Raw genomic sequence first — 11,848 nt, 5'->3', positions numbered from 1 at the left:
AATATATAGTCCAAATAAAAGTCCATGACAGCAAATGTATTGTTTGTTACATTATACACCATAAAGTCAGGAGAGCCCCTCTTTTAGAATTGCACCCAAGATATATCTGCGGCTATCCCCCTCAAGGCAGAAAACAGATGTCGAATTGAGGCAGGGGTGGGTTCTATTCATCGTAAGTTCGATCGTAACGAATGCCGAATGAAACACGCCCGCGATCGACCAAACAGCCTTTTTGACTCTAAAACCGCCTCGGAAACTCTTTGCGACGGCAGTATTTGTCGCCCAAGACCATCGCAACTAACACACAAACGCTCAAACTTGCTGGGGCCGAAAAACCCGGTTTCAGTGCCAGTCGCGAAAAATTTTAACTCTGCCTTGTGGAAGATAGTATGAACAGGTCAATTTTTGGGATACTAGGAACTAGCACTCAACTTAGCTGAGGAACAAACGTGCTGCTATCAAAAGGCTTTGAAGTAGAAATGTATACCGGCACTCCCGAAGGTGAAGTTGTCGGTCTCTCCGATCGCATAGTCGCCGATCTAGAGGGATTTGTGCGGGAGCCTGATAGCCGCAATGTGGAGTACACGACCGCCCCGCTGTGCAGCTACGATCGCCTGCTGTGCGCCCTAGTCAAGCCGCGAGTCCGGCTGCGCGAGTATCTCAAACAATTGGGCGACTATACCTTGCTGCCGGGAAGTACCCTGTCTCTCGGAGGGAGCGATCGATTTTACCGCTCAGATCCCAACAACCCCTACCACACCTACATCGAGCAAACCTACGGCACCAAAGTCGTCACCGCCAGCATTCACATCAACATCGGCATCTCCCAACCAGAACTGCTGATGCGCGCCATCCGCCTCGCCCGCGTCGAAGCACCGCTATACCTTGCCATGAGCGCCTCTTCCCCCTTCCTCGACGGCGAAGTCACGGGCTATCATTCCACTCGGTGGGGTTTGTTTCCCAAAACTCCCGCCATCGTCCCTCTGTTTGAAAGTCACAAGCATTACATTCAGTGGACTGAAGAACAGCTAGAACTCGGTACTATGCAAAACGTCCGTCATTTGTGGTCTGCCGTGCGACCCAATGGCGATCGCCGCCCCTACTGTCTCAACCGCCTCGAACTGAGAATTTGCGACCTCGAAGTCAATCCTCTGGCTTTGTTAGCCATCACTGCCTTGCTCGAAGCTCGCATTTGGCAGATGATGGAAGACCCCAGCTTAGACCCTTTAGAACTGTGCACCTTGCCAGCGGCTACCCGTAACGAAGACTTAGTGGCCCTCACCGATGCCAACGAAATTGCTGCATCCCGGCAAAGTTTGGACGCGGAACTGATTCACTGGCAAGACGGCAGAACGATTCTGGCACGAGATTGGATTGAGGAAATTTACCGAGAAGTCTGGCCTTTCGCCAAAAAACGCGGCTTTAGCTGCTTTCTCTCGCCTCTGAAAAAGATTCTCCGGGAAGGCAACACTGCCCAGCAGTGGTTGAATCTGCATGAGGGCGGTTTGGACACCCGCAGTATTATTCTCCAAGGAATTGATGGCATGGCTCACCAGGAATGGGAGCTCGAAGACAACTTGTGCGCCCAGTTAGTTGCGTGAAGTATCGGCGGCGATCGTCGCGGGGGCTTTCAGTAGCCCCCGGGCTATGCGTACTCAGCCAACAATACCAATAGCCCGAATTTCCACCGGAAAAGTTGAGCAGCGACGCCGAAAAACAAATCAGAATATTTAATCAATGGAACGCGAGACAGGTTATAAATAAAAGCTATAAGTTGTATCTACCTTTGGGTAGATTTCTACCTTAATCGATAGCTGTATTCTTCGCTTTTAATTAGCTTCATGCCCCAACTTGTCTTGATTCACCCGCAAATTCCCCCAAATACTGGCAATATCGCCCGCACTTGCGCTGCCACAGGCACGGAACTGCATTTAGTTGGCCCGCTGGGGTTTGAAATTAGCGATCGCTACCTGAAACGGGCCGGCTTAGATTACTGGCCCTATGTCAACCTCCACTGCCACGAAGACTTAGCTGCTTTTCTGGCCTATCGGGAGCAGCGCGGGGGACGATCGATCGGATTCAGCACTGGCGGGCGATGCAATTACGCGCAATTCCAATTTCAGCCCAGCGACTGGCTGATGTTTGGCTCGGAAACAGTGGGAATTCCCCAATTCGTCTTGGATGCCTGCGACGCCACAGTTTTTATTCCCATGAGCCAGCCTGGAGTCAGAAGTTTGAACCTCTCCGTCAGCGCCGCTGTAGGTTTATTTGAGGCTAAACGACAGTTGGGCGAGCTGGGATAAATCATTATCAACACAACATATACATATAGATATTTAATAGCTGCCGGGGGTTGCCAAATCTTCATTTAAATATAAGAAATTTGTATCAAAGCGGTGAGAATCTAGATAGTCGCGATTAATATATTTTATTCATCCAAAAACAGATTGTTATCAGCAACACCAAATTACTCGCCAGATGATTCAGCCATAAAAACAGAGAATTTCAGCGATTTAGGGCCGGACGGGATCGCCTGCTTGGGTCTGAACGCTATATCTAGTAAATATACGGTTGTAGGCTGTCCGGAAATTAGCGTAGAGTCGAATAATAGGTGAGAGTCTTAGCCTGTGTGGGAACGCATATTTTATGTATTCGTTCCAGCTATTGCGGTGTAAGGCTTGTGGGGTTAATTGCAGCAGGTTTGACCGAGAATTTTAAAATTTGTGACGGTTTGAGCTTGTCTAAATTTAAAAAGCAAGGTAATCTTGCCTAAGCATGATGACTTTCAACAATCAGAATATTTTTGCTTGTTGATTTAAATTCAGCGTCATGCGATCCCCTTGAGTGTTTCCAAGGACAGTTAGCGCTTCTCAGTAGGAGGTCGTTTTTTTGAAACGAACATATCCCCAAATTAAGCCTGTTCAGGCTAGTGAAATCGACAGAGACGGTTCAACAGAGCCATCCAAACAGACAACGCTCAGCACAGGCTCCTTTCGCTCTCTCGCCACGATCGGGTTGGCAATATCGGTAGGTGCTTCTGGCATCCTGCTACCGAGAAATGGAGACAGCGCTCGCGCGTCTGAACTCGCACCGACATCAGAATCCACCGCTGAAGTACAGCCAGTATCGGCCAACGGGTCCGCTACGTCGGCACAAGTTGACGGTTCCAGGGCCGAACAGCCCGGATCGCCTTATGAACCAGCGACGGTTAAGGTGCAGGAAGGGCAAAGCCTTTGGGAGCTTTCTCGGGATTATGAAGTTGAACCCTTGGCACTAGCAACTGCCAACGGCATCAAACCCGATACGCTACTCCAAGTTGGCCAACAGCTCAGAATTCCGATTGCGACGGAAGCCGCACCACAACAGAACGCCGGCTATACCGCCTCGGGTTCGCTAGAGCGCGCAGCGACGGTCAATCCCGAACAAGAGTTAAATCTGACTGGCTCCGAGCCGTTGGATAGTGCAGCCATGACAGCGCTGCCATCAACCGCAGCGCCCCCGCTGGTCACGACGTTACCGGAACAGAGTTGGATCGAAATCCCGAATGCAGACGGGGCGATCGACAGTTTGAAAAAACAGGAAAACCGCACCACAGAATCGGGTCGAACTATGTTCGGGTCGGAGGGGGGAGCAAATTCATCTACACCTGCGGCATTTTTGCCCGAGTCAGCACCGACGCTGACCTCCCCCGGAGATGCAACTGGGACAACTATTCCTGACCTCAATGCCACACCTGTAATTCCCAATTCCGGGGGAGGTCAAGTAGCATCGCCCGATCGAGCATTCGAGTCAATTGAACAGTCTCTAGCAACACCGAGTTTGCCGCAGGCTGTGGTAGTCCCCCCTGCGGGCACTATCGCCGCGCAGGCCCAGGTGCTCTACAGCGTGCGTCCGGGAGATACGGTAGATGCGATCGCCAAAGGTCACGGCGTATCGTCCAAAGAGCTAATCTCCGTCAACAAGCTCGGCAACCCCAACTTGCTGAATGTCAATCAACGGCTCAAAATTCCCCAAGTTGGGTTAAATAATCCAGCGGTGCAGGCGGCAGCCTCTTATTCTGCCTCGAACTCTACATCTGTCTGGGCGGCGAGTTCGGTTCCCGCATCTTTGAACCCCAGCTCGTCTACCTCAGAAATAGCCGGTGCTGGCGTTGCAGCACCCGCGCCCACAGTGCCTGTTGTCTCTCCCCTGGCGAACTTGGAAGGTCTGAACAATATTTCAGCGCCGATGGTTCCCCAAATTAACAGCATTCCGCTGACTCAAGTTTCCCAAACCATTAGCGATCCGCGGAAGCTGGATCTTCAAGGCGAACCAACATTTACAGGTGCAGTTGACACCCGTGCCCTGCCAATGCCAGCCAGTGCCACTGCTAACGCCATCGCTACGGAAGAATACCCGCAGCCGGTCAGCTTGCCAAATGTTAGCTCTCAGGGTTTAAATGCCACTCCAACTACCGCTTTACCTGAGTCGAATCCCGAGGCTATCCCCACCGCGCAAGGTCTCAACCCTTATGCCGAACGCTTGAGAACAGAAGTTGTCAGGCTGCGAGAAGAATATCGCGCCCAGCGCAATTCGATCGGGGCAAATGCGGTGTCCCTGGCTCCAACTGAGGGGCAGGAGGCGACAGTCGCCTCGGGCAACCCGTCTGAGGATCTCCCAAGTCTCAATCCCTATCTCTACACCCCCGACTATGCTGGGGCGGTGCAGAATGAAATCAGCAGACCGCCGTCGAGAGCTTGGTCAGAGCAGGTTCAGAAGCAGCAGCAAGAGCGTCTTGACCCCGCTCGCGCAGCGGAACTGCAACCGATTAACCTGACGCCGACTTCTACCTCTACTCAGGAGCAGCCGGTGTTGGCAACTGCTCCTTTGGGAGCAGAGGGTTACGACCCCCTGAGCAACCCGTCTTTGGGACGCATGGTTTCTCCAGAACTGCCTCCGCTTTCGGGCGCTGATACTTATCTGCCTAACGGCAGCAAACAGCAGTCGGCTAACGGGTTTATTTGGCCGTCTAAGGGTGTTCTCACTTCTGGCTACGGCTGGCGCTGGGGACGGATGCACAAGGGAATTGATATTGCAGGGCCGATCGGCACGCCAATTGTGGCAGCATCTGACGGGGTGGTTACCTATGCAGAGTGGAACGACGGCGGCTACGGCTATCTGGTGGAAATTACCCATGCAGACGGCTCTGAAACGCTCTACGGCCACAACAGCCGAATTTTGGTGCAAAAGGGTCAGAAGGTCGCTCAAGGCGAACAGATTTCAGAAATGGGCAGCACCGGCTTTAGTACCGGGCCGCACTTACACTTTGAAGTCCATCCCGCCGGACAGGGTGCTGTCAATCCAATGGCTTTTCTGCCCGACGATGCCTCCAGCGCTTCTCGGTAACGACTGGTCGGAAGTTATGGGTTTTGAATAATAAGCAAAACTCATAACTTTTACTAGAAGTTATTATTAATTCTGTTGTTTTAAAAGAAGACCTAGCTCGCCCTACCGTGCTACGATAGTAAATCGTGAAGTAAGTTAGGCTCAGTGGCGCAGTGGTTAGCGCAGGGGACTCATAAGCCCAAGGTCGCAGGTTCAAATCCCGCCTGAGCCATAATTTAATATAAAAAAACACGCTTTCAAAATTGAAAGCGTGTTTTTTTGATTTATCTAGAAGATACTTGTAGTCGTTATGAGTATGATATATTTGTAACAGTTCGTAAAAAAAGGAAACAAAATCTATGACCAGTGAATGCCTCCGGGTTGGTCAAGCTGCACCCGATTTCGCAGCAACAGCCGTAGTGGATCAGGAATTCAAGACTGTTAAACTGTCAGACTATAAAGGCAAAAAGTATGTAGTCCTGTTCTTCTACCCCTTGGACTTCACCTTTGTGTGCCCGACTGAGATTACAGCATTTAGCGATCGCCATGAGGACTTCAAGAAAATCGATACCGAAATCCTCGGCGTATCCGTTGACAGCGAATTCTCTCACCTCGCTTGGATACAGTCAGACCGCAAATCCGGCGGTGTTGGCGACCTCAACTATCCGTTAGTTGCGGACCTCAAAAAAACAATTAGTGCGGACTACAACGTCCTCGACCCAGAAGCAGGTGTTGCCCTCAGAGGTCTGTTTATCATCGACAAAGAAGGCATCATCCAACACTCTACTATCAACAATCTTGCTTTCGGCCGCAACGTGGACGAAACTCTCCGCACTCTGCAAGCTATCCAACACGTCCAGTCTCACCCCGATGAAGTTTGTCCGGCCGGCTGGCAGCCCGGTGACAAGACTATGACTCCCGATCCAGTTAAGTCCAAAGTATTCTTTGCTTCGGTTTAAGCACATTATATTTGTAGGGACACGGCAGCGCCGTGTCCTTCTTCGTGTCAACTTAAGGTTAAACCCAGTTAGAGACTCCGGTTTGACTATTAAGCCTAGATCCCCCCTAGCCCCCCTTAAGAAGGGGGGAACCGGAAATGGATCGAAGTCAACCCCTACTCCCCTTCTTTAGGGGGATTTAGGGGGCTCTAGACTCGGCTGTGAACTAGATTTCTCAAGGCTTTCAGACTTAAGTTGACACCAATGGGTGCTGCCGTGTCCGTACCCGCAGGGGCATCCGTTTAACCGGATTTTCAATTATTTGCTTAACAATCACCAATTACCAAATTAGGAAATATGCTGACTTCTACTGATTTTAGCGGCTTGTTAAATCAGCGGTTTTTCCAAAATTTATTGCCTGTTCCCGCGACTAATGTTCTGAAGCTGGGACAGATGACGCCAGATTTTGAATTGCCGGATATCAATAATGGTAAATTGGTGCGGCTGTCGAATTATCGGGGCGATAAGCCGGTAATTCTGGCTTTTACGCGGATTTTTACTGAAAAGCAATATTGCCCTTTCTGTTTTCCTCACATTAAAGCTTTGAATGAAAAGTGGGAACAGTTTGCCGATCGCAATATAGAATTATTGATGGTTGCCAGTACCGACGATCGCCAAAGCCAAATTGTGGTCAGAGATTTAGGCTTGAAAATGCCTCTGCTTTCCGATCCGGGCTGTCAGGTTTTTCAGGCTTATCAAGTCGGTCAAGCTTTGGGTGCTCCTTTGCCGGCTCAGTTTGTTTTGGATGCAGAGGGAAAACTCCTCTTCAAACATTTGTTTTCTTTCATAGACCATAATGCTAGTATAGAAACTTTGCTGAAATCTTTCGATAAGTAACAACAGGGCAATGCTGTGTCCTAATTGGAGTTTTTAACCGCAGATACACGCAGATGTAGGCGGTTAATTTTTTGTTGTGCGATAAATACTTATTGTGCCAATTCTAATGGCGGAATACTTGGATGTTCGCTCCAAGGCAATCTAGGCTATAGCTGGATTGTACCTCGTACCAGTTTAAGCCGATGTCGTCTCCTAAAGGTCGATTCGCGAGCAAAATTGAATTCAGCGTTTTAGCGTCGCATCCTGAGTTACTGACAGGTTTAGATGAGTGGATGCGGCTGGGTTTGCTTTCGCCCGCTGAGGTTGAGCAATTGTGCCGGCAGCATTTAGTCTGCCCGCTTCCCGATCCCGCTGTAAGTCTTTCTGAAATTGACGATCGTCTTCGTTGGCGTAGCCCCCGTAGGGGCGGGCTTCGCCAACGGGCGATCGATCCTGCACCAGAGTCCAAAGTACCTGCTTTATCAGCACAAAAAGCATTACCCAGCACCACAAAAAACGTTGCGAGGCGCGCAGAAACTGCTCAAACCCCGAATTTTATCAGTCAAATTTTGCACTCGCTAATAGCGGAAATTAGCGTCGTGTGGCTGTTATTTTTAGGAGTGTTCATGGTAGTTGTCTCATCAGGAGTCTTAGCTGCCAGTCAGTGGGAAAGATTTCCGGCTGCCGGACAATATGGAGTTTTGTTAGCTTATACTTTAACTTTTTGGGCGATTAGCAGTTGGGCGAAAAAACAGCCTAATTTGCACTTGACAGCTCAAACTTTGCAAGAAGTGACGCTGTTATTAGTGCCGATAAATTTTTGGGCGATGGATACTTTTGGATTGTGGCGTTATCCTTGGAATTGGGCGGTAGCAATCGCAGCGGCAGTTTTTTTGACTTGGATAACTAGCGGGATTATCGCATCTCAGTATCAAAGCTTGTGGGGAAAAAAAGTCACTCGCTCGATCGCCCTAAATCATTTGGGATTGAGTTATTTGCAGTGGGGTTGGGCAGTTGCAGGCTTCTCCCTGGCTGCGGTTTATTTGGGTACGGTGGGAACTGCCGCTGCTACAGTTTATCAAGTTCAGCAAGAACGGTTGCAATCTATCACGCCCGGGGGAAACACTGAAACTATCGCCACTTCTTTCAGTTCCAGCCGAGATTTTCTAACTTACAAAAAAGCGGCTTTAGTAGCTTATTCTTTAGGGATTTTACTCGGTCGGGCGATTTTTGTCAAGGGTATAGATATCGCCCAAATGGGTTTAGCTTTGGGAATTTGCGGCGTGCTTTTAGCATGGCTGGATTGGCAGCAACCCCTCGCATCTGCGACTATTAAAAACAATATATCAGACCAGCCAAATCCCAGCAACTTTTTTAACTGGCAATTAGCAGGAGGGGCTTTGTTGGGTTTGGGGTGGCTGGTTTGTTTTCGCGAAATTCCCCTACAGGCGATCGCACTTAGCGGATTGGCTGTGTGGTTTTTTTATAACCGCTTAGTGCGGTTTTGGCAAAAGTTTGATTTGCTAATGCTTTTCGCCGTGGGACTTCAGAGTATTTGGCTGTTTTGGCGAGTGCTTCCTGTAGGGATTAAAACACAATTTGTGGCATTTTTAACTCAGCTTACAAATTCTCATGAAACTCCTCGGGCTTTTTGGGGTGTTCTGCTGTTGCCTTATTTAATTTTAACGGTAAGTGCGGCGCAGTGGCTCTACCGCAAGCAAAAGTTTAAACTTGCCCGTTTTGGTGAAAATCTTGCTCTCGGTTTGGGGAGTGTTTTAACTGTTGTTAGTTTAGTAAATCCCTTTTGGCGATCGCTCAATTTAGTAGCTTCTACTTTAACTTTAGGTTGGATAACTTGGAAATACCTAATTCCCGATAATTCCCGGCGAGTTTCGATGCCCGATCCTGCTGTCGATCGAAAGCGCAATCCGGCATTTTTAGTTTCCCTGACTCACATTATCGGTTTATGCGCGATCGGTTCGGCAATTGACTTATTTTTCCCGAACCAGACACCCAATATTTGGGCGGCAATTTTATTGATTTTCATGGCTGCTGAATGGGGATTTTTTATCTGGATGAAAGCGGCAAATACCCGAGAAAGTTCTGCATTTTTCCGCTGGCATCCTGCATGGTTCCAAAGTTCTTGGTATATCGGCTTAGTATTAGCAGGATTCAGCTTTATTCTGCTGCAAAGCAATCTTTCACCTATTACCGATCGCCCTCAGTGGAGTTTGCTCTGGCTGGCGACACCTTTGGCTTTGACTGCTGTTGCTAAATATACCGAATGGCCTCACAGACAAGTTGCCAGTAGCTTTAGTGCGATCGCCCTAATATTCGCACAATTTCTGATTTTTGATTTTCCGGGATATCGGTTAATTGGCTTGGGTTTTGCAGCGGTGTTGATGTTAGTCAATACTTACTATTTGGTAAAAATGCCAGCAGCAGCAATTACCGTCGGATTTAACTTGAGTTTCGCAGCGGCTGCAATCTATGAATTAGGTTTTGTGTCGGGTTGGGATTGGGCAATTGCTGGGGCGATCGCACTTTTGTGTTTGTGGTTGCTTCGCGATATGATGATTCGCTACGGACGGGGCGTACGTTCGGGCGCTCAATTAGCTGAAATTTACGATCGAGCTTTCGATGGTTGGGCAATCTTACTGGCAGGCTTGCTGTTGACAATTATCACTGTTTATTCCTTTAGCTTATACACAGACACTAGCTTTGATTGGCAGTCATCTGTTAAAGTATTTTCGGCGACTTTGGGGATAATTGCTGCTATTGTTTACCGGAGTTACCGACAAATTTCACCTTGGGAAATTTATGCCTTGGCTTGGAGTTTGGAGTTGCTGACAGCAGTCGGTTTGAGTTTTGTAGAACGCAATACGATTAATCTGGCAGTTGCTAATATTGCGATCGGATTGTCCGCGCAATTGTTGGGTGGTGTGTGGCGGCGGCGCAACCCCGTTAGCCAAGCCAACGAAGAGGATCGCACAATTTTACCTAGCGTTCATGTTATACCCTTGCTTTACGGGCTGTTGGGTTTGATTTTGCGATCGCACACATTTACAAATGGAACGGGTTTAATTTCTTTAGGCGCGTCTTTAATTGCGATCGGCATTGGCAGGCGCGAGCAAAAATTCAAACCTCTGGTTTATTTGGGATTAATTGGCGTGTCGGTTGCGGCTTACGAATCCCTACTATATCAACTTTTTCAAACACCGGGCGGAGCTTTGGGCGACGGCTTAATTGTTCTAGCAACTCTCGGCACAACTTTAACCTATATCTATCGCATTTTGTCTTCTTGGCTGAGCAATTATTTGCGTTTAACCAATGCTGAAATAAAAATATTTACTCACCTGCACTGGGTTTTGAGCAGTTGGCTGCTGATTTGGGCTTCTGCCCGTGATATTAAATCCGGCTTAAGTTTAGGATTAGTCACTGGTGCTTTATTAGTTCAATACGCTTTCTTGCAAGGGCGAAATAATGTCGATCGCCAACGGGCGGACATTTGGATTTACTTGGGCTGGCTAGAAGCCTTTGGTATCCGGCTTTATTGGATTAACACGCCTTTAGTCAAGTACATTTCCGGGCCGCTGGGGCCTTGGAAAGTTGCCCTCGCTTCTCTATTAGCCTATTTCATTTATATTTTGCCTTGGGATAACTGGGGTTGGTCAAAAAAATCTTGGCAGGTAATTGCTTCGCTGATTCCAATAATTGCTATTTTGGAAAGTCCGGCTCAGTTTTATCCGATTAGCTTGCTGATAGCTGCCGCGTTTTATGTTTTCCTGGCTTGGGAACAGCGACAAGTCCGTTTTACCTACGTGAGTGTGGCAATAATTGACTGGATATTGCTCAGGTGGTTTGTACAAATGGGATTGACTCAGCCGGAGTGGTACTTTACTTTTTTAGGGCTTTCTTTCCTTTACGTTGCTCAGTTCGATCGCGCTTTCAAATTACCAGCACAAAAACCGCTGCGCCACAATCTGCGAATCATCGCAACTGCGCTGATTTGCGGCATACCTCTGTTGACTCAGCAAAGCAATGGTTTGGTTGCGGGATCTTTTAGTTTGGTGGCGATTGCTGCGGGTTTGGCGCTGCGAGTTCGGGCGTTTTTGTTTGTGGGAACGGCTGTATTTTTAATCAATGTTTTCTATCAGTTGGTGGTTCTGATATTCGATTACCCGCTGATTAAATGGGCGATCGGTTTGGCTTTTGGGATTGCGTTTATCTGGATTGCTGCTACTTTTGAAACTAGGCGCGATCGCATTTCTGCTTGGGTGCAGCATTGGGTTGTGCAATTGCAATCCTGGGATTAGAATCATCGATAGTCAGGCGGGCAATATCTGCCCTACTGAAGGACTTTGGATGTAGTATAATTGCATTATTAAACCTCTTGCAAAAATCCTTTTAATCAAATTCTGGAACGGGCAAGATGCCCATTCCACAAGAAAAAAAAATTTGTGGGATGGGCCGGAGAGCCCGTCCTAGTTATTTTTGCAAGAGGTCTATTAAACCTGCACTCGCAGACAAAAACTCAAATATTCCCGGACTAACCAACGATCGCAACTCAGTTATACCAATTTTTTATGAGGCTGCATAGAATCCGATCCCCCCTAGCCCCCCTTGATAAGTAGGGTGGTTTTATTGTCATCAGAAAAATTAGGTACGTA

The 11,848-nt window shown here is 48.4% G+C and carries 6 protein-coding genes and 1 tRNA gene; all 7 read left to right on the top strand.

Translation table 11 applies throughout. From position 1 onward, the window contains the following. The first annotated feature begins 449 nt into the window (after positions 1-449). On the top strand, positions 450-1,601 hold the full coding sequence (gshA, locus tag QUB70_RS22950) for a glutamate--cysteine ligase (RefSeq protein ID WP_332983638.1): 1,152 nt from the start codon (positions 450-452) through the stop codon (positions 1,599-1,601). A 240-nt stretch (positions 1,602-1,841) separates the two neighbouring features. Continuing rightward, positions 1,842-2,303, top strand: a complete 462-nt coding sequence (locus tag QUB70_RS22945; protein ID WP_332983637.1) for a tRNA (cytidine(34)-2'-O)-methyltransferase — start codon at positions 1,842-1,844, stop codon at positions 2,301-2,303. A 586-nt stretch (positions 2,304-2,889) separates the two neighbouring features. Beyond that, a complete protein-coding gene (locus QUB70_RS22940) occupies positions 2,890-5,385 on the top strand; it encodes a peptidoglycan DD-metalloendopeptidase family protein (RefSeq protein WP_332983636.1) in 2,496 nt (831 codons plus the stop codon). A gap of 138 nt (positions 5,386-5,523) precedes the next feature. Next, positions 5,524-5,596 (top strand) — tRNA-Met (locus QUB70_RS22935). Positions 5,597-5,723: 127 nt separating this feature from the next. After that, positions 5,724-6,323 carry a peroxiredoxin gene (locus QUB70_RS22930; RefSeq protein WP_332983635.1) on the top strand — a complete coding sequence of 200 codons (600 nt, stop codon included), beginning with the start codon at positions 5,724-5,726 and terminating at the stop codon, positions 6,321-6,323. A gap of 336 nt (positions 6,324-6,659) precedes the next feature. Further along, positions 6,660-7,199 carry a peroxiredoxin family protein gene (locus QUB70_RS22925; protein WP_332983634.1) on the top strand — a complete coding sequence of 180 codons (540 nt, stop codon included), beginning with the start codon at positions 6,660-6,662 and terminating at the stop codon, positions 7,197-7,199. 182 nt (positions 7,200-7,381) lie between these two features. After that, on the top strand, positions 7,382-11,494 hold the full coding sequence (locus QUB70_RS22920) for a hypothetical protein (RefSeq protein ID WP_332983633.1): 4,113 nt from the start codon (positions 7,382-7,384) through the stop codon (positions 11,492-11,494). Positions 11,495-11,848 lie beyond the last annotated feature (354 nt).

Origin of the sequence: Microcoleus sp. A003_D6, from assembly GCF_036702825.1 — a bacterium.
Classification (GTDB): Bacteria; Cyanobacteriota; Cyanobacteriia; order Cyanobacteriales; family Microcoleaceae; genus Microcoleus.
This window is presented reverse-complemented; position numbering and strand designations above follow the sequence as displayed.

Bases quoted from the DNA above. Each gene is read 5' to 3' on its own strand.
- QUB70_RS22945 (WP_332983637.1), top strand. From the start codon at position 1,842: ATGCCCCAACTTGTCTTGATTCACCCGCAAATTCCCCCAAATACTGGC.
- QUB70_RS22930 (WP_332983635.1), top strand. From the start codon at position 5,724: ATGACCAGTGAATGCCTCCGGGTTGGTCAAGCTGCACCCGATTTCGCA.
- QUB70_RS22925 (WP_332983634.1), top strand. From the start codon at position 6,660: ATGCTGACTTCTACTGATTTTAGCGGCTTGTTAAATCAGCGGTTTTTC.
- QUB70_RS22920 (WP_332983633.1), top strand. From the start codon at position 7,382: ATGTCGTCTCCTAAAGGTCGATTCGCGAGCAAAATTGAATTCAGCGTT.